Below are 20,254 nucleotides of genomic sequence, written 5' to 3' on the forward strand. Positions count from 1 at the left end.
AAAAGCCTAATAATTATTTTTAACACTGGCGTGATGGAGTCTCTAAAATATGATGCATTTACATGTACATCCTGAAAATCCACAGCAACGCCTCATTTCCCAAGCGGTTGAACGTATCCGAGCAGGAGATGTTGTGGTCTACCCTACCGATGCAGCCTATGCAATTGGGTGTCAAATCGGTAATAAAAGTGCCATGGAACGTATTGCACAGATACGTGGTTTAGGACCTAAGCATCAATATGCCATTATGTGCTGCGACTTATCAGATATTGCAACTTATGCAAAAGTTGATAATGCGACATACCGTTTATTGAAAGCGAATACACCAGCGATTACTACGTTCATTTTACCTGCAACAAGTGAAGTTCCTCGTAGATTGATGCATCCTAAAAAGAAAACGATTGGTTTACGTATTCCAAGTAATCCGATTTGTCAGGCATTATTGCAAGAACTTGGTGAACCGCTACTTACCAGTACATTAATTTTACCGGGCCAAGAAGACCCTCTAGATGACCCTTACGATATTGAAAATCAGCTAGATAAACGAATTGATGTATTTATTGACGGTGGTTTTGGTACCTTAACAAGTACAAGTATTGTCGATTTATCGGGTGAACATCCTGAGATTATCCGTCGTGGTGTTGGCGATGTAAGTGCTTTTGAATAAGCACTTACATTTTTTACCAATAGTTTAAAAAAATATATTATCACTCAAAAAAATACTCTTTATTTATTTTGGATTTTTTTTACACTTTAGTCGTTAAGTAATTTATTAAAAGACATAATTCATTTAGAATGATTTTCACTATCTGCTGTTCTTCTACTTACAGCTGTCTTTGACTTGAATAACAAGTCTCATGCTTTTGAAAATTCGCGTGGCTTATAATCGTAATGAATCAATCACTTCATCAATCCATGGAAGACGCTCCACACATCCGTGTTTTAGATGAGTGGCATGACAAGATTCCTGAAGATCTCTATATACCTCCAGCTGCATTTGAGATTTTGCTCGAGCACTTTGAAGGTCCACTAGATTTTTTAATCTATCTGATTCAAAAAAACGGTTTCGATTTAATCCAACTCGATATTGCACCTATTGCGACTCAATATTTAGCCTATATGGATAGTATGAAGTCTTTAAATATCGAATTAACCGCAGATTATATGGTGATGGCTGCTCTATTAGCTGACCTAAAATCTCGCCTGCTTTTACCGAAACCTACAATTATAAGCATTGAAAAAGACCCTAAGCAGGAACTTATTGATCGTCTTGAAACTTATCTGCGTATTAAGCAAGCAGCTGAGCGTTTGGGACAAATGCCAATTCTCGAGCGTGACACGTTTAATGCCAATGTAAGTTTAGGTCATATCGCTCCTATTTATGAAGGCTACGATATTTCAGCGCTACATGATGCTCTGTTCTGTGTCTTTAATCGCCCAGAACCTGTTACACATGTCATTGCTCAAGAACCTGTTTTACTAGAAGAACGTATTGCATATATTGAAGAGAAATTAGAGTCTGGTGACGTGTTAAGTTTTAAAGAATTACTCAATCCCCAGCAAGGTCGTATGGGAATGGTTGTTACATTTATGGCGGTTTTAGAATTAACCCGCCAACAGAAAATTAAAATTATTGCCACTGGTATTGAAGCTCCCCTAGCAATTCAAGGGTCTTCACTATGAGTAGTTTTGAACAAAATAATAATGATTTGTCATTAGCTGACATTCATCACGAAGTTTTATTACAACTTGAAGCAATTATTTTTGCCAGTGACGCGCCGGTTTCAATTGCCCGCTTAAAAGAAGCATTTAATAATCAGTATAATAAACAACAGCTTCGTCAGCTTTTACAACAGCTCGCGTTATTACAGCATGGCCGCTCTATTGAGCTGATTGAAACAGCGCAAGGGTTTCGCTTTCAGGTAAGATCTAAATATCGTAGTATTATTGCGCAAATTTGGCCAGAGCGACCAACAAAACTGTCGCCTTCATTACTAGAAACCCTGGCTGTCATTGCTTATCATCAACCGGTTACCCGAGCTGATATTGAACAAATTCGTGGTGTATCTAATAATAGTCAGATTCTTAGAACACTATTTGACTGGAACTGGATTAAAGAAGCCGGTTTTAGAGATTTACCCGGAAGACCTGCGTTGCTAATTACAACGCCTCAGTTTCTGAATGCTTTTGGTCTAGCTTCTCTAGGCCAATTGCCTCCCCTACAGAACGCCAAGGAAGCCTTTATGGCTCTCGATGCAAATGCACCGAAATCATAAAGAGGTGGACTGTTGATCATTATGTCTAAGGTTGTGCTGTCATGAGTGAAAAATTGCAAAAAGTATTAGCGCGAATCGGATTAGGTTCCCGCCGATATATGGAAGAGGTTATTGCCGCAGGACGCGTGAGTGTAAACGGTCGTGTTGCCCAAGTGGGTGAGCGCATTGAACCAGGCGATGAATTACGCATTGATGGCCGTAAAGTTCAGTTTCAGATTGAAGACGAAATTCGTCGTCGTGTACTGATTTATTATAAGCCTGAGGGTGAAATCTGTTCACGTAATGACCCTGAAAAACGTCCAACCGTATTTGATCATTTACCGCAAATTGCGAATGACCGTTGGGTAATGGTAGGCCGCCTAGATATTAACAGTACTGGTTTATTACTTTTCACGAATGATGGTGAACTTGCTAACCGCTTAATGCACCCATCTAATGAAATTGAACGTGAATACGCAGTGCGAGTAATGGGTGAAGTAACACCAAAACTACGCCAAAACATGGTTAACGGAGTAGAGCTTGAAGATGGTCCAGCCAAATTCGAATCATTCTCTGAAATTGGTGGTGAAGGTATTAACCGCTGGTATCAAGTGGTAGTGAAAGAAGGCCGTAACCGCGAAGTACGTCGTATTTTCGAATCGCAAGATCTTAAAGTAAGCCGTTTATTACGTACACGCTACGGTACCGTTATTTTACCACGCGAATTACGTACTGGCCGTTGGATGGAACTCGACAAAACTGACATCGACAACTTAGCAAAATCAGTTGAGTTAAAACCACGTCAAGGTACAGGTTTATTTGGTATGGCAAAACGCCGTACTGATCGTATGACTGAAAAACCAATGGCAGCACGTCGTGGCGGTTACTTACGCCAACAACGTCGCGATGATGAAAAAGAAGCTCCTGTTAACACGGGCAACCAACGTAAAGCGACTGGTTTTAACCGTGGTTCAAAGAAATTCTAAACATTCATAAGATGCAAAAAAACCGCTCAAATTTGAGCGGTTTTTTATAGCCTGTTGAACTTAATTCATTTTTGCCAGTTCGATCCATTCAGCTTCAGGAAAATGAACAGCTAAATAATCTTTCAAATAATTTGAAGTATCTTGAGAAATTAATGGATCTTTTGATTCATCTTTTAGGTTATAAACCAAAGCCTTTAATTTCAGTCCACGAGTTTTAAGTGCTTCAAGACTAAGTAAAGTATGGTTAATACTTCCCAAACGCCCTGAGGTTACTAAAATAACCGGAAACTGGTGCTGAGCGACATAATCAATGGTCAGCAGACTGGTGGTTAATGGCACCATTAAGCCTCCTGCACCTTCTAACAATACGATTTCAAAACGCTCTGCTAATGTTTGGGTCGCATTTTCAATTTTTTGAAAATCAATTTCTCTGTTATCAAGACGTGTTGCTAAATGAGGTGAAGCTGGGTAACTAAAGATTTCAGGCATAGTGAGCTTGTCATGATCTTCTTGAAACCAGCCTTGTCCCATAATTTCACGGTGCTTTTCGATATCTTCAGAAATATCAGCATTACCTGTCTGAATGAGTTTTTGGGTAATCACTTTTTTACCCTGCTCAGTCCATAATTTTGCTAAAAATCCTGTTGCGTAAGTTTTACCAATTTCGGTATCAATCCCGCTCACAAAATAGATCTGGCCACTCATTTACTTCACTCTCCGGGCAATACAATAAATCGGATGATATGTTAGGGAATATCCTTCGGCATGCTTAAACCGATCATAATCTTGATAAAACTGTTGTAACGTTTGCTTAGTCCAACGATGTTGAGCAGTTGCCGTTACCCCAGTTGCCTTTAAATGCTGCAACACAGCCTTAGGCGAATCAAAATACAGTTGAGTTTCCGACTCTGACAAATGCAAAATCTCAAAACCAGCCTGAGTTAAGGCTCTATTCCAATTTTCAACTGACCAATAACTTAAGCCTTGTCCTGTTAGCTCTTTAATCTCTAATAAGTTTTTAGAGCCAAATGTTGAAAAGCATAACCAACCTTGATCGACTAAAGCCTCATCACAACGTTCGAGCAAGCGCGGTAAATCTTGCATCCACTGTAAAGCTGAACCTGAAACAATCATATCGAGCTGCTGAGGAAAATCTAACGCCTCAACATCTCCAATCAACCATTTCAAACTTTCGTGAGAATTAAAGTGCTGCTGCACATCTGCATACAGATCATTCAAAATTAATTCTTCGATTTGAAAAGATGCAGTAATAAGACGAGTTAAATTGCCAGAACCACAACCAATTTCAAAAACACGTGGTATTGTCCTTGGGCAAAACTGCTGAAGTAACCGTGTTAAATTTTGGCAAATTTGTTTTTGAACAATTGCTTGTTCTGAATAGCTTTGCCCTGCTTTAGCAAAACGCTGGGCAACCAAGTCTTTATTCAAACTCACAGAAAACTCACCAATTCTTCAAGTTCATGTTGCTGCACCATTGACGTTAAAGAAATACGCAAACGCGAACTGTTTTTAGGTACTGTGGGTGGACGTACAGGCATAGCATAAAAACCACTTTCCTGAACTTGCTTCGCTTTATCGATAGCAGCCTGACTTTCTCCAACAATGACAGGAATAATATGGCTGATCGATGGGCTTACATAACCCTTTTGCACGACAGCTTGTTGAAGATATTGGCTAATGCTTTTTAAATGTTCACGCTGAGATTGAGCGACTAATACTTTTTGAAAAATAAAGTTTGCCCATGCCATCACAATCGGGGACTGTGCAGTACTAAAAATAAGTGGGCGCATTTTATTAATGAGATAATCTTTAATAATTGGATCGCAAATAATGTAACCACCAACTGCTGCCAATGCTTTACCTAATGTACCAACTAAAAAATCAATTTCTTGAATGACATTGTATTGTTCAGCACACCCTAATCCTTGCTGACCACGCACACCGATTGAATGTGCTTCATCGACATACAACATGGTTTTAGCAAAACGTTTTTTGAGCTGGACTAAAGCGGCTAAATCCGTTTCATCCCCATCCATACTAAAAATACTTTCTGTGACCACAATGATACGTTCAATCTTTTCATCATCATGATATTTTTGGAGAAGTTGTTCCAAATGCTGTAAATCATTATGTCGATAACGTACATATTGGGCACCAGACAAACGTATACCGTCAATCATGCTTGCATGGACTAACTTATCTGCCAAGATTAAAGTTTTGCTATCAGCAACTGCAGGCAAAATACCAAGATTCATATGATAGCCACTATTAAATAATAGGGCCGCCCGATCACCAAATGCTTTACTTAGGCTATTTTCTAACTGTTCATATTCTTCAAAATTACCCGTTAATAAGCGTGAAGATGAAGAACTAAAATAGCTTCGTTCTAATGGATAGCTATCTAGAAACTCTTGACGAAGATTAATATCAGCTGCCAACCCAAGATAGTCATTTGAAGCCAAGTTAAGCATCGTTTTATTTTGAATCGTAATAAAACGGTCATGCTGCACATTTTGAGTAAAATGTCTAAAGTTACCTTGTTGTTTTAACTCCTCTAACTCGGCAGCAAAATGATTGAGCAATGACATCTTAATACGCTCCCTGCATCGTTTGAACAACCTCAACTAATTGTTCAAGCAAATCATTTAACTCTTGATGAGTGATGACATACGGTGGCATCACATAAACCAATTTTCCAAAAGGACGAATCCAGATTCCGCGGTCTACAAATTGTTGCTGCAAAGTCTTCATATCAACATTAAAGGTGAGTTCTACTACACCAATTGCACCGAGCACCCGTACATCGGCAACATAATCAAGCTGACTTAAAGGGGTTAAATATTGGCTAAGCTGTTGCTCAATTCGCTCAATATTGGCCTGCCAATCTTGTTCAATTAACAATTGCGTACTTTTTAAAGCGACCGCGCAAGCAAGTGGATTGGCCATAAAAGTTGGGCCGTGCATAAATACCCCAGCCTCACCGCGACTAATAGTTTCTGCAACATGCTTTGTGGTTAAGGTAGCAGATAAGGTCATATAGCCGCCTGTTAGGCCTTTACCTATACACATAATGTCTGGCTCAACTTGGGCATGCTCCCACGCAAAGAGCTTACCAGTACGGCCAAAACCAGTGGCAATTTCATCGAAAATTAAAAGCAGGTTATATTTTTCACAAAACACTTTAGCCTGACGTAAATATTCAGGATGATAAAAACGCATGCCCCCTGCACCCTGTACAATTGGCTCAATAATCAGTGCAGCAAGATTTTCATGATTTTGCTGAATAGCTTGTTCTAGCTCAGCAATATCTTCTTGGTTCCATTCTTCATGAAATTTGGTTTGCGGTGCTGCTACAAAAAGGCGATTTGGTAAACTTGTACCAAAAATCTGATGCATGCCTGTTACTGGATCACAAACAGACATCGCATTCCATGTATCACCGTGATAACCAGAACGTGTGGTAATAAAATTTGTTTTTTGTGGTTGGCCTTGTGCTGTCCAGAATTGCACAGCCATTTTCAAAGCAACTTCAACGGCAACCGACCCCGAATCTGCATAAAAAATTTTGTCGAGGCTTGGTGGCGTAATTTTTAAAAGAATTTTACCAAGTTCAATGGCAGGGTCATGGGTTAACCCACCGAACATAATATGTGACATGTTTTGTAATTGATCTGTCACTGCCTGATTGAGTTCAGGGTGGTTATAGCCGTGAATTGCACACCACCAAGATGACATACCATCAATTAAAGTCTTACCATCGTCGAGTTCAATCGTTGCCCCATAGGCACGTTTAACTTTAAAGGTCGGTAAAGGTTGGGTCATTGAAGTATAAGGATGCCAAATATGTTCCAAATCAAAATTATCGGTCATCCTATTTACCCTTTTACAGCAATTAAATCTCTCATTTAGCACATGTTAAACCTGTTAAGAATGAAAGAAAATTGCGAGATCAATCAAAGCTTATTAACTTTGCTGATGAATTGTTAAAAATTGGCAGATTTCTTCAATTGTTCGGTCTACTTCGAGGTATGGAAAAGCATGAGTAGCGCCTTTTAGCACTTTATAACTCATGTTTTCTGTCACGATCTCCTCAAATTTTTCGATAATTTTGCAAGGAATGACATTATCTTGCTCAGCAAAAAGGTGAAGTTGTCGGCCAGAATAGTTTTTTAAGTTATCTACCAAGTTTAATTGTTCAAGCATTTGCAAACCTTCTATTAAAAGTTCATTTGATGGCGGATTTGCTATATTTTGAATATTTATCCAATCTTGTTTAGCTTGGGTTGAGCCAAGTGTAATCAAATAATAAAAACGCTTTAACGTGGCTTGCGGGTTCTGTAAAAAAGAAGATTTAAATTGAGTGAATACATCTGTAGGCATTGCAGGTTGCCAATTATCGTTGGCAACGAAACAAGGATTTGAAGCAAGTGTAATTAATGTCTTAGTCTGCCCTGTTTGCTTATAAAAAATATCGACCAGTTGAGTTGCTAACTGTCCACCTAAAGACCAGCCTACGACTACATCAGCCCTAGCCACTAAGTCTAGCTGTGCTTGAAAGTTACTATCTAAAATATTAAAAATATTAATAAGTTGTGTCTCAAATCCTACTTTTTCCAAATGCAATTTAAGAGATTGCAAAGGTTCCACTCCTACTCCCCAACCTGTAATTAATAAAATTTTATTTTGTAACTTCATATGCCTATCCAAAACCGATTTTATAAAGATTATATAATAATATTGATTTAAAATAGCCTTTAAAATCAATATTAAAACAATTTCGAAATCATAAAATCAAGTATTTATAATACGATAATATTCTGAAATATATTGATAAATAAGACCTGCATTATTCATATTAAATATACAAAACTTTAATTATCTAAACATTGAAGCCAATCAAAAAACAACATACTCCACACTTCGCCTATAAATCCATTATGCAATGTAATTAATGTTAATACTTATGTTTTTTTATTAAAAGAAATGACTCATCAATTCATTTTAATGTTAGAAGAGTAATTATTGATCAAAAAATATTGGGAAGGCTAATATGAACAGTCAAAATACAATATCTGATGGGAGAGAAAAATATACATATTTTGTTACACCCAATCATATTATAAGTAATATATCTTTAGATAAAAATTATTGTTTATTTTTGGATATTGATGGGACATTAGCACCCTTTCAAATTAATCCTGAGCATAGTTTTATTCCAAACACCACATTAGAAATTATAAAAAAAATTATTCAATTAAATATACCTGTTATTGCCGTAACAGGTCGTGATGTCAATACAGCTAGTAAACTCTTATATCCTATTGAAGTTCCAATTGCGGGCTTGCATGGTTTAGATATTTGTCTTAATTCAGATTATTATATTCGGCCAGATTTAAGTCAGATTAATTTTAAACAATTAAAACAAGATATTCAAAAATCTTGCGAAAAATATCCCGAGTTATTAATTGAGGACAAAGGTTATTCTGTTGCTTTACATTATCGCAAGAACCCAGATTTAGAAAATCACGCTATTAATATTATGCAACAGATTAGCTCTGATTATCCTCAATTAAAATTAAATAAGGGAAAATTTGTTATTGAATTAATTCCTCATCAAGCTGATAAAGGTAAAGCAATTAAAACTATATTAAATCATCTTAATTTATCTTCTGTTTTACCTATTTTTATAGGCGATGATTTAACAGATGAATCTGGTTTTATATTTATTAATCAACAATCTGGTCTCACAATTAAAGTGGGTTCCGGTGAAACACAAGCTGAATATAGATTAAAAGATATTGATAGTGTCGCTAATTTTCTTTTTTTATTTCAAAACAGAATAAAAAGCTTATATGTCAAAAATAGCCAAAATCAGAATGGAGAAAAAATATGTCTAAATTAATCGTATTATCGAACCGGATAAGTATGCCCTCAGGTAAAGCTTCAGCTGGTGGCCTCGCCGTGGCTGTACAAGACGCTTTGAATGATAGTAATGGCATTTGGTTAGGCTGGAATGGCCAGCAAATTACCGATAGCGAAGCGCCAGAATTTGAACAAGCCTCTTCTCAAGGGATTGATTACATTACCTGCCCTCTTACCCATCAACAATATGCGCAATATTACTGTGGTTTTGCAAATAAGGTTCTCTGGCCAGCAATGCATAGTCGCGAAGATCTAATTGAATATGATGCGCAAGAATATAGCACCTACCAAAAGGTCAACCGTTTGTTTGCTGAAAAGTTAAAACAGCTTGCTCAACCTGAAGATCTTATTTGGATACACGATTATCACTTTTTTAGTGTAGCGCGTTACTGCCGTGAATTAGGCATGCAAAATAAAATTGGTTTCTTTTTACATATACCATTTGCTAGTCTCAATATCTGGCGCAAAATTCCAGTAGGCCGAGAATTAATTCAAGACTTGAGTCAATATGATGTTATTGGTTTACAAACCCAAATCGATCAAAATGCATGTATGCAGACTTGTCTAAACTTACTCGAAGCTCAGAAAATACAAAGTAACAGTATTAGCTACAAGAAACGTCAAATATTAATTAAGTCATACCCAATTGGTGTTCAGCCCGAAATTATACAAAAGCAAGCCCAACAAGAGCTGGCGACCTCTGCTGTGTTTAATTTTGAGGAAATACCACGTCAAAAAACAATTATTGGGGTTGATCGTATTGACTATTCGAAAGGTTTGCTCGAAAGATTTAATGCATTTGCAACCTTTTTGGAAACCAGTCCTGAATATCATGGTCTAGTTCGTCATCTTCAAGTTGCAATACCTTCTCGTACCGATATTCCAGCTTATCAGCGTTTATTCCAACGTTTTAAAACTAAGCTCGAGTTAATTAACGAAGAGTTTGCCCATGAAGACTGGCGACCTGTAGATTGCTGCTATGACACTGTTCAACACCATAATCTTATGCACATTTATCGCCATTCAGATATTTGCTGGATCAGTTCACTACGCGATGGTATGAACTTGGTCGCTAAAGAATATATTGCAGCTCAAGACCCAGAAAATCCGGGCGTACTCATTTTATCTAAATATGCTGGTGCTGCTGAGCAGATGTCTCAAGCCTTGATTGTTGATCCGCAAGATAGAGCAGCGATGATGGATGCTTTAAAAATGGCTTTAGAAATGTCTAAAACTGAGCGTGTTAATCGTTACCAGCAATTGATAGAAGGTTTAACATCATCTGATCTTACCCATTGGCGAAATAATTTCTTGGATGATTTAGAAAAGACACCAACTTTACTGATGAAGCCTCAGCGATTATTACAAGATAGTTATCAATCGATCTATCAGGTTTTATAAATCTAAATAAAAGAACATCGAGGAATTAAATTTCTCGATGTTCTTTGAGGATCTCTATTATTTATAAATTAATTTGTCTTTATTAATGTAAAACGGTTAAGTAAAGCAATGACAAATAGCAATACAGCTACGCCTGTTAAAACAGTACTTAAACCGGTCCATTCACCAATTAAACCAATTAAAGCCGGGCCGCTTAAAGAACCCGTATAAGCAATCGTTGATACTAAAGAAAGTGCAGCTGCTTTTGGCATATTGTTTTGTCGACCCACCCGAGAAAACATCACTGGTACAATATTAGAACAGCCTAGTCCTAACAGTGCATAACCTAATATAACTACTTGCCAGACTGGCGCAGTCACAATAATAGCCATACCAATCGCAGCCACAATTGCACTATAAGTTACAATATTCTTTTCGCCCCATTGCTTAAGCAAGACATGACCTGCAAAACGTCCAGTGGTCATGCTAAGCGCAAAGAAAGTATAAGCTAAGCCAGCAAAAGCAGGGTTAAGCTGATATTTACTTGTTAAATAAATACCACCCCAGTCCATTGCCGCACCTTCTGATAAGAAGGCGATAAAACACATCATACCAATAAGCAAAATAATGCCATCGGGACGATAAAATTTTTTCGGTGCTTGAGTTGTATCTTCATGTGGCTTTTCATCCTGTTCAAAAGACGTTAAACAAGATGGAATCGCAACACCACCAATAACAAGTAAAATCATAACAACTGATAACGTACTCATTAATGGAGAAAGACCCACTGCCAATAATGCAGTCACAAGCATAGCGCCTGTTAAACCACCCAAACTACACATTCCATGGAAGCTAGACATAAGAGCTCGCAAGCTATGCTTTTCTACAACCACTGCTTGTAAATTGATAGCTACTCCAAGACATCCTGCTGCCGATCCAAAAATAAACAATGCTACAGCCATGGTCACAATGCTGCTCCACATCGTAAGGCTAGGCAATAAAACCATTAACAGCATCAATGCCAAAGCAATTAATGGACGACATCCCCAGCGCTTGACTAAAGCTCCGGTCGCAGGCATAGCAATCATTGAACCAATCCCCATACAAAGCAAAAGTAAACCAAAATTGGCATGATTTAGGTTTAAACGTTGCTGTGCAAAAGGAATAAGAGGTGCCCAAGCTGCAGTCGCAAAACCTAAGCTAAAAAAGCTTAGTCGTGTTGCAAGACGTTGTGTGCTTAAGAGTGTAGCTGTATCTAAAACAGCAGGTTTGGTAAATAACATATTTCGCGAACTCACCATAAAATCATGGGCGATCCATACCAACCGATTTTCCATAGAAAAACCCTTGCCTCATTAAATTTCTAGGCAAGGGTTTTGTTGGCGAAATTATATCCAATTTCATAAAAAAAACAGGGGGTGTGATACAATTTTTCTGACTTTTTTGTAACTGCCAAAGCCTTATATAGTAAGGCTTTGAATATGTTCAATTTGACAAAACTAGCATTTAAGCGATGAGTTAATTTTATTTAAATAAGCCAATAAAAAACCCAGCCTGAGCTGGGTTCTTTTATTAAATTTGAGATTGAATATAATTTTGTAAGCCAATCAACTCAATTAAACGTAATTGCTTTTCTAACCAGTATGTATGATCTTCTTCAGTATCTGATAATTGTTGACGCAACATATCACGGCTAATGTAATCGCCCTTCTCTTCACAAAGTTTGATACCTGTCGCCAACTTTTCACGAACGTGATATTCAAGCGCCAAATCAGCTTTTAAACAAGATACAACGTCTGTACCAACGTTGATATCTTCACGGTGCATGTTTGGTTTAGCACCTAAAAATAATACACGGCGAATGATCGCATCAGCATGAGAAGCTTCTTCTTGCATCTCATGATCAATACGTTCATAAATTTTATTTAAGCCCCAATCTTCATACATGCGAGAATGGATTAGATATTGATCACGGGCAGCCAATTCTCCGCCAATGAGCATATTTAAATAGTCTATGACTTCTGGATTGCCACGCATAATAAATCTCCTATCGTATGAGAACTATTATGGGCAATCTTAAAAGTGATTGCAAAACAAAAAATAGTTAAGTTTATGATTTTTATCAAATTAAAATGAGAAACATACGCATTTGCAGTTTAAGTTATTTAAATTTTCTCTGCAAAAAGAAACGCTTGTCCGATTTATTAGCTCAGACAAGCGTTAAAATAAGGCACAAACCATCAATTTATAAATTTGTAACTAAAATCAATGGTTCTTATTTCGGTAGATCTATTCGCTTAAAGTCTGCCCATAGCTCGCCATAAGTGATAAGAAATCAGTCTCATTCATAACTGCAATACCAAGTTTTGCTGCTTTTTCTAATTTCGAACCAGCCTTCTCACCAGCAACAACACATTTGGTTTTACTCGATACACTACCGCTTACACGTGCACCTAACGCTTGAAGCATTTGAGTTGCCTGATCACGGGTCATTTGCTCTAATGTGCCTGTTAATACCCAGCTTTCGCCATTTAAAGGTTGACGTGTTGGTGCTGTTGGTGCATCCCAATGTATCCCTGCTGCTATTAGGCGATCCAGCACTTCAATGTTGTGTGGTGCCAAGAAAAAGTCAGCAATCCATTCTGCGGTAATATCACCGACATCTGGAGTTTTCTTTAATGCTTCAACATCGGCAGCTTTAAGCGCTTCCAAAGTTTGGAAAGTATTGGCTAGCATTCTAGCTGTTGTTTCACCTACCCCACGAATTCCTAAAGCATAAATAAAACGCGCAAGAGTTGTTTTCTTACTCGCTTCAATGGCATCAATCAGATTTTGTACCGATTTCTCGCCCATTTTTTCAATACCAAGTAAAGTTTCTCGGTGCTCATGCAAATGGTAAATATCGGCAACATCTTTGAGTAAATCGAGGTGTAATAAAGACTCTACCCAACGATCACCTAGACCTTCAATATCCAGAGCTTTACGTGATACGAAATGGCGAATCGCTTCAATTCGTTGGGCAGCGCAATAAAGCCCACCAGAACAACGTGCTAAAGCTTCTCCTTCAGGCATCACAACTGGTGAAGCACAAACAGGACAGCTTTCTGGTAAATGTACAATTTCAGCGTCAGGTGAACGAAATTCTGGCCAAACTTTTTCTACTTTAGGAATAACATCGCCTGTACGGTAAACACTGACAGTATCGCCAACACGTACATCAAGACGATGGATTTCACCAATGTTGTGTAAGGTTACATTAGAAACCGTAACACCACCCACAAATACAGGGTTTAAACGCGCTACAGGAGTCAAAGTACCTGTCCGCCCGACTTGCCAATCAATCTGATCAACTGTAGTTAATGCAGCTTGTGCAGGGAATTTATAAGCGGTTGCCCAACGTGGCTCACGACTTAAGAAACCAAGTTGTTGCTGCTGTCTTAAGTCATCAACCTTTACAACCATTCCGTCAATTTCAACTTGTAGATCTGGACGTTCTTGCTGAATTTGTTCGTAGCGCTGCTGTACTTCTTGAATTGAATCACACAGATATTGACGTTCCGCAATTTCGAATCCAAGTTTTGTGAGCCATTGTAGGCTGTCATGCATGGTAGTTAAGCCATGATTAGGTTCACATTGAGCGATACCGTAAGCATAAAATGCTAAAGGTCTACCAGCAGCAATATTAGGATCAAGTTGTCTTAAACTACCCGCTGCTGCGTTACGCGGGTTCGCAAATGTTTTATCACCTTTTGCTTCTTGGTCGGCATTGAGTTTTTCAAAGCCAGACTTTGGCATAAGTACTTCGCCGCGTACTTCTAACAAACGTGGAATTTCAAAATGATCTGAATGCAACACTTTAGGCAAATTACGAATCGTTTTAACATTCTGAGTAATGTCTTCTCCGGTTTCGCCATCACCACGTGTAACGCCACGTACTAAGACACCATTTTCATACCAGAGTGAAATCGCAAGACCGTCAAGTTTTAATTCGACTTCATATTGTACTTTTTGATTAGGCAAACGCTCTTCAACACGACGAGCAAATGCGAACAAGTCTTCCTGATTAAAAACATTCCCCAAAGAAAGCATCGGAACTACATGAGTCACACTTTGAAATTTAGAGAGTGCTTGTCCGCCTACTTTGGTTGTTGGTGAATCTGATTGAACAAGGTCAGGATATTGCTCTTCTAAAGCTTTTAACTGGTGAAATAAATGATCATATTCACTGTCCGAGATTGTCGGCTGATCCATGACATAGTAGGCATGGTTATGCTTTGCAATCAGTTGAATAAGCTGACGCATCTGTTCGATCACGGAAGTTGTTGCCATTATGTTATTCACCATAAAAAAGGGTGGAAATTTCTCCACCCTGAGCTGCGACTAGATATGTTGCAATTATCGCAACGAACGTAAAAAATTAAAACTAGGCAGTCGCCTGTGCCGGACGATAATCAATCACATGATGACGCCAGTGCTCTTTCAACTGTGGCGTAAATTCAAGATTATTTTCATCGTAAACTTTGCCATCGATTTCGCGAGCAATTAGACCCGCAATACTCGCCATCATATCAAAACCTGTCACGGCTTTACTGTTTGGAAGCGCAAGGAAAAATGCCAACCCTTGAACTTGTTCGGTAGATAAAGTTTCAAGATCAAACCCAGCTGGTCCATTGTCTGTCATACGCAATACAGAGAACATGAGTACACTCGGCTCATCCGTATTTTCATAACGATGGAAACATGACATTTCGCCGTAACGTAAACCATATTTTAACAGCACTTTAAGGGCTTTATCGCCAGACAAAGCACGACGAGGGTTTGGATACACATTTAACGCAATAATCTGTTCAGCCATCGCTAATGCACTTTCATCATCATAGCGTTGCTGTTCATGTAAATGTACATCCAGAATATTGCTCTCGCCTTCAAATTCAGCAATTTTGGCAGTTTCAATATTCGGGTTTAAACTCAACTCAGGCTCAGCTTTTTCGCTTTCAGCTTCCAGACTCTCTTGTGCTAAAGCTTCACCTTCCGGTTTCACAGAAACTGCATCGACCAACTCAACTGAACCATTTGTAGTAATAGCAGAGCTTGTTACTTCTTCTTCAGCTTTAATTTCTTCTACAGAAGCATTTTCAACAACTGCTGGGGTTTGTTCAGTTTGAATTGTTTTAGGGGGTTCTACAGACTCAATTTCTGACTGTTTTGTTTCAGGTACTTGTGACGGTGCAGCTCCGCTTAAAGTCGGTTCTACTCGCTCAGCACTCGTCACCGCTACAGATTCAGCTTCAGTTTTTTCAAGCTGATCTCTCACATGTCTAGGGATAACCGGTTGATTACTATCAGGATTAATATGTAAATCACTGTCTAATGAGGGTTCAGCATGGTTTGGCTTTTTTAAAATCATTTTTAAGCCAATTAGCATAATTATAATGGCAACAACGATGCCAATAATCGTATTGATTTCCATTCTATGACTCCGAAACTAACCCGTATTCTTTTGCCTGTTCTAAATCGACAGTGACTAATTTTGATGTACCCGGTTCAGGCATGGTCACACCCAACAAATCAGTTGCCATGGTCATCGCCAGCTTATTATGTGTAATGTAAATGAATTGTACATGTTCAGAAAGCTCTTTTACCAAATTACAATATCTCTGAACATTCGCATCGTCGAGTGGTGCATCCACTTCATCTAATACACAAAACGGTGCCGGATTTAATCTAAAAATTGCAAATACCAATGCTAACGCTGTTAAAGCCTTTTCTCCACCGGAAAGTAATGCTAGAGAACTATTTTTTTTACCCGGTGGTCTTGCCATTAGTTTAACACCAGATTGCCAGTCATCTTCAAGACTTAAACTTGCTTCTCCACCATTAAAGACCTTTGGAAACAGATTTTGCAACTCTTGATTAATTCGATCAAAAGTTGTCATAAACAACTTACGGGTTTCCTGATCAATGCTTTTCATCGCATCTTTTAGTTGAGTTACCGTATTTTCCAAATCTTGGATCTGGTGGCTCAGCTCATCAAAACGCTGAGAAACTTCCTCAAACTCTTGTGAAGCAGCAAGGTTAACCGCACCGATTTTTTCAAACTGTTTCTGTACTTTTTCCAGTTTTTGCTGATGCTCGGTTAAATCTATTTGTAAGCCCTTTTGTATCTCGGCATTTAGTTCTTTAAGCTGTTCTTGATAATGTTCACGGTCTGACTTAGCTGCTTGCCATGCTAACCGTTTCTGTTCAAGTTGTTCTCTAAGCTGCTCATCTTTTTGTTGATATTGATGACGCTGATCTGTCAGTGTTTGTTGCTTTTCCTGCACACTATTGAGTTCAAGCTGCCACTCATTCCAGTTCTTTTGCAACTTTTCAGTTTGAGCAAATTGCTGCTGAAATTCTGACTCAAGGTTTGGTAACTCTAACTGAATAGGGTCAACAAACTTTTTCGCTTGTTCCATTTGAGCTGCAATTTGCTGATATTGGCTCTGCAAGAACGAGATATCTTTTTCAAGCAACTCAATCTGTTGAGTAGTCTGCGTGCTATTACGGCGTAAAATTTCACGTTCTTGCTGCTGATGTTGTAGAGCTTGTTGCTGTTCTTCTAACTGCTCTGTTAACTCTTCTACCCGAAATTGCAAAGTTTTATAGTCAGGTAAGATGGTTTCGAGCTTGATTGCCAATGCATGCAAATCAATTTCAAGATCGTCTTTTTGCATGGCATCTTCTTCAAGCTGCATGTCTAACTGACCAAGTTGATCTTTCAATTGTTGTTTTTGCAATAAAAATGCTTGTGCTGCGGTTTGTTGTTTAGCAATTTGTACATCCAACTGTTGCAAGTCTTTTTGTTTTTGTTTCACAACTTGCTGTTTGTGCTGCATATCAGCCTGTAACTGCCCTAACTCATCCTTTTGATTTACTACAATTTGATCTAATGCTTGTAATTCAGGTTGTTGCTTTTCAAGAGTTTGTTCAATTTCATCTAAACGAATGCGATGGCTCAGCATACCTTGTGCACTTTGACTCTCGTCATCATACATAAGGGCAATCACCCAATCCTGCCCAACATGATAGCCATCTAAGGTCAAAATAGATTGACCATGTTCCAGCTGTTTTTGCTCATTCAAAGCATGAGCCAAATCTTGTGCAATCGCTACATTTGAAAATATTGATAGCTGTGGCGAAGCAATCCAGTTATTTAAACAGGCCAAATTCCTCTTAAATTTAGTTGTTTGTTCAGAAGGTTTTAACTGACGAGCAATTCCTTCCTGAAAGGCTTGTTCAGTTTCAACAATATGCGCCTGCAACCATTTTGCTAAAAACTTCTCAACAATCTGCGCATGCGCTTTACCTTGCTCACTTAACTGTAGAGCCTGCATTAAACGTAGCGCATCTTGATGTTGCTTTGGGCTTTGCTTTGCAACCAGCTGACTTAAATTTTTCTGCTCTGATAATAAAACCTGAATTTCGGTTTTCAGGGTTTGTTGTTGATTTTTACTTAACTGATGTTGCTGTTGAGATTGCTCTAAACTTAGCAATTGTTGCTCAATTTCAGTTTCAAGCGTCGCTATTTCGCCACATAACTGTTGTTGTAATTGCTCAAGCTCACCCTGCTCATCTTCATGAACGTGTGATTGAATTTGGCTTGCTTGATGTTGCAATGTTTCTTTTTGCTGCTCAAGTCGCTGAACATTTTTGCCCAACTGCTCAATTTGAGCTGACATCTGCATTTTTTGCTGCTGTTGTTTTTCAACCTGAGCTTTGATTTGGTCAAACTGTTGTTGTGCTTGTTTTTGCTGAGATTGTAAATTAGCAAAGTTTTGTTCAGCCTCCGTCGCTGTATGCTCAATTCCAGTTAAAGCTTCGGTTTGCTCTTCTAGCTGATTATTCAGTGTTTCGAGTTGCAATTCAGAAAGCTGTAAACGTTCTTTAGTTTGAAATTTTTGCTGCTCTAACTGAACGAGAGTCGTACTATTTTGCTGGTATAGACTCTGTTTTTGTTCAAGAGTCATTTTCAGTTCAGACAGTTTCTTTTCAGCTTGTTGCCATTCTTGTTGTAGCGGTGAAGATTGCTGAATAAGTCGCTGAAATAAAGCACTGGTTGATTCTAAATCATGTTCAATTGTACTTAATTCTGAGCGGACCAATTTAAAGGTTTCGCCCAGTTCATTCATTTGAACTGTATATTCTTCTTGTAGGCGTACACTTTTATCTGCCTGAAAAGACAAAATTTCAATTTTTAGAGTACGAATCTGGCTTTCTAACGTTTTATATTGAACTGCCGCTTCTGACTGGCGTTTAAGCGTTTTAAGCTGCGATTTTAACTCAAGCGCAATATCTTCTAAACGTGAAAGGTTTTGCTCGGTATGCTCAAGATGCTGCAAGGTTTCGCGTCGACGCGCTTGATAGCGTGAAACACCTGCCGCCTCTTCAATAAACACACGCATTTCTTCTGGCTTGGCGTCAACCAAACGGTTAATCATGCCTTGTTCAATCACCGCATAAGAACGCGGCCCTAAGCCTGTTCCCAAGAAAATATCGGTAATATCACGACGGCGGCAACGAGTACCATTTAAGAAATATTCAGACTTACCTTCACGAGTAACCTGACGGCGAACGGCTAATTCATTATAAGCATTATAAGAGCCGCCCAATTTACCATAAGTATTATCAAAGCGTAGCTCAACACTGGCCACACCAACGGGCTTGCGCTTGGATGTTCCTGTAAAAATAACATCTTGCATGCTACCACCACGTAGCTGACGGGCATTTGATTCACCCATCACCCAGCGGATCGCATCGATTACATTGGATTTGCCACAACCGTTTGGGCCAACCACTGCTGTGCGGTTCGCCTTAAAATTTAAAGTTGTACTATCTGCAAAAGATTTAAAGCCGGAAAGTTTTAAACTGCTTAAACGCATAATGCCCTAACTAGCGGCGTGAGCGTCTTGCCCAGGCCAATTCAATCTGTTTCATTCGTGTCAGCGATTCCAACACAAGGTTACGTAAGTGTCGACAAAAATCTTCCATAAATAAAGCGGCTTGTTGTGATTTTCGGATTAAAATTGCATCAGTCACGAGTTTAAATAATGCAAATGCTTCTTGCAGTTCACGCTTAGAGGTATTTAAGGTCAAAAAATAACTACGACGTAATGAAGGCAATAGCTCTTTATAAAACTTCATTAGATAAGGATTACCCACCATATCTTGCTGTTCAGCTAAATATTGGAAGACCCCATCATAAAATTTTTCGATATCCCCTGCTTTAACATGCTCAAGAAGTTGTTCTAACAATAGCTGCAATTGATCAGCTTCATGCGCACGCCATGTTTCACTCATACGTTGTACGATATGCCCCAATATCATCATATTTGTATCAAACAGTGCTTTAACTTGCTGTGCAGACATTTCTGAGACAATTGCCCCGCGGCGTGGAAATATCTCAATTAAATGAGTACGCTCTAATAATAATAGTGCTTCACGAACCGACCCTCGGCTGACGTCAAGTTCTTTGGCAATACGAAGTTCTTGAATACGTTCGCCTTCAACCAGTTCGCCACTAATAATCTGTTCGCTAATATATTTGACAATTTGCTCAGAAAGACTTTCTGTCTCTTCGAGATTCATAAATCACCCGCTACTTTTTATATGCATTAATCCATGCTTTTCTTTCGCATCCTTGTTTTTAAC

Annotated in this window: 17 protein-coding genes; 6 read left to right on the forward strand and 11 right to left on the reverse strand. The window is 38.6% G+C overall.

Annotated elements, in window-relative coordinates:
* The first annotated feature begins 49 nt into the window (after positions 1 to 49).
* The 4 genes from F931_RS14440 to rluB all read left to right on the forward strand — a co-directional run bounded on the left by F931_RS14440 (position 50) and on the right by rluB (position 3,241).
* On the forward strand, positions 50 to 667 hold the full coding sequence (locus tag F931_RS14440; protein ID WP_016142045.1) for an L-threonylcarbamoyladenylate synthase: 618 nt from the start codon (positions 50 to 52) through the stop codon (positions 665 to 667).
* A 224-nt stretch (positions 668 to 891) separates the two neighbouring features.
* Positions 892 to 1,683: a segregation and condensation protein A gene (locus F931_RS14445; RefSeq protein ID WP_031945544.1), complete on the forward strand. Its 792-nt coding sequence runs from the start codon at positions 892 to 894 to the stop codon at positions 1,681 to 1,683.
* Entirely contained in the window at positions 1,680 to 2,276 is a 597-nt protein-coding gene (gene scpB, locus F931_RS14450; protein WP_016142047.1) for an SMC-Scp complex subunit ScpB, read from the forward strand. The genes F931_RS14445 and scpB overlap by 4 nt, the downstream gene beginning before the upstream one ends.
* Positions 2,277 to 2,317: 41 nt before the next feature.
* A complete protein-coding gene (rluB, locus tag F931_RS14455; protein WP_016142048.1) occupies positions 2,318 to 3,241 on the forward strand; it encodes a 23S rRNA pseudouridine(2605) synthase RluB in 924 nt (307 codons plus the stop codon).
* Positions 3,242 to 3,301: 60 nt separating this feature from the next.
* Here rluB and bioD read toward each other — a convergent pair whose 3' ends face one another.
* The 5 genes from bioD to F931_RS14480 all read right to left on the reverse strand — a co-directional run bounded on the left by bioD (position 3,302) and on the right by F931_RS14480 (position 7,957).
* Positions 3,302 to 3,946, reverse strand: coding sequence for a dethiobiotin synthase (bioD, locus tag F931_RS14460; protein ID WP_016142049.1), 645 nt, complete (start codon positions 3,944 to 3,946; stop codon positions 3,302 to 3,304).
* On the reverse strand, positions 3,947 to 4,696 hold the full coding sequence (bioC, locus tag F931_RS14465; RefSeq protein WP_016142050.1) for a malonyl-ACP O-methyltransferase BioC: 750 nt from the start codon (positions 4,694 to 4,696) through the stop codon (positions 3,947 to 3,949). It lies immediately after the preceding gene.
* Positions 4,693 to 5,850 carry an 8-amino-7-oxononanoate synthase gene (gene bioF / locus F931_RS14470; RefSeq protein WP_016142051.1) on the reverse strand — a complete coding sequence of 386 codons (1,158 nt, stop codon included), beginning with the start codon at positions 5,848 to 5,850 and terminating at the stop codon, positions 4,693 to 4,695. Before bioF ends, bioC begins: the two co-directional genes overlap by 4 nt.
* A 1-nt stretch (position 5,851) precedes the next feature.
* Complete coding sequence (gene bioA, locus F931_RS14475) at positions 5,852 to 7,132, reverse strand: adenosylmethionine--8-amino-7-oxononanoate transaminase (protein WP_016142052.1); 1,281 nt, start codon at positions 7,130 to 7,132, stop codon at positions 5,852 to 5,854.
* Positions 7,133 to 7,225: 93 nt separating this feature from the next.
* The gene (locus tag F931_RS14480; RefSeq protein WP_016142053.1) at positions 7,226 to 7,957 is read right to left on the reverse strand and encodes an alpha/beta hydrolase family protein; all 732 of its coding nucleotides are present in this window, start codon (positions 7,955 to 7,957) and stop codon (positions 7,226 to 7,228) included.
* A gap of 355 nt (positions 7,958 to 8,312) precedes the next feature.
* On the opposite strand from F931_RS14480, the gene otsB reads away from it, so the two are divergent.
* A complete protein-coding gene (otsB, locus tag F931_RS14485) occupies positions 8,313 to 9,164 on the forward strand; it encodes a trehalose-phosphatase (protein ID WP_016142054.1) in 852 nt (283 codons plus the stop codon).
* Positions 9,152 to 10,585: an alpha,alpha-trehalose-phosphate synthase (UDP-forming) gene (otsA, locus tag F931_RS14490; RefSeq protein ID WP_016142055.1), complete on the forward strand. Its 1,434-nt coding sequence runs from the start codon at positions 9,152 to 9,154 to the stop codon at positions 10,583 to 10,585. The genes otsB and otsA overlap by 13 nt, the downstream gene beginning before the upstream one ends.
* Positions 10,586 to 10,653: 68 nt before the next feature.
* Here the strand turns inward: otsA and F931_RS14495 are convergent, their stop codons facing one another.
* From F931_RS14495 to F931_RS14520, 6 genes are all read right to left on the reverse strand, one after another.
* A complete protein-coding gene (locus F931_RS14495) occupies positions 10,654 to 11,847 on the reverse strand; it encodes an MFS transporter (protein WP_080649719.1) in 1,194 nt (397 codons plus the stop codon).
* Positions 11,848 to 12,136: 289 nt separating this feature from the next.
* Positions 12,137 to 12,601: a heteropolymeric bacterioferritin subunit Ftn gene (gene ftn, locus F931_RS14500; protein ID WP_001214863.1), complete on the reverse strand. Its 465-nt coding sequence runs from the start codon at positions 12,599 to 12,601 to the stop codon at positions 12,137 to 12,139.
* Positions 12,602 to 12,853: 252 nt separating this feature from the next.
* Positions 12,854 to 14,893, reverse strand: a complete 2,040-nt coding sequence (gene ligA, locus F931_RS14505; RefSeq protein WP_016142057.1) for an NAD-dependent DNA ligase LigA — start codon at positions 14,891 to 14,893, stop codon at positions 12,854 to 12,856.
* 94 nt (positions 14,894 to 14,987) lie between these two features.
* Positions 14,988 to 16,034, reverse strand: coding sequence for a cell division protein ZipA C-terminal FtsZ-binding domain-containing protein (zipA, locus tag F931_RS14510; RefSeq protein WP_016142058.1), 1,047 nt, complete (start codon positions 16,032 to 16,034; stop codon positions 14,988 to 14,990).
* Between the two features lies 1 nt (position 16,035).
* Positions 16,036 to 19,485: a chromosome segregation protein SMC gene (smc, locus tag F931_RS14515; RefSeq protein ID WP_016142059.1), complete on the reverse strand. Its 3,450-nt coding sequence runs from the start codon at positions 19,483 to 19,485 to the stop codon at positions 16,036 to 16,038.
* A 10-nt stretch (positions 19,486 to 19,495) separates the two neighbouring features.
* A complete protein-coding gene (locus F931_RS14520) occupies positions 19,496 to 20,191 on the reverse strand; it encodes a GntR family transcriptional regulator (protein ID WP_016142060.1) in 696 nt (231 codons plus the stop codon).
* Positions 20,192 to 20,254: the final 63 nt, after the last annotated feature.

It is taken from the genome of Acinetobacter pittii ANC 4050, from assembly GCF_000399685.1.
Classification (GTDB): Bacteria; Pseudomonadota; Gammaproteobacteria; order Pseudomonadales; family Moraxellaceae; genus Acinetobacter; species Acinetobacter pittii_E.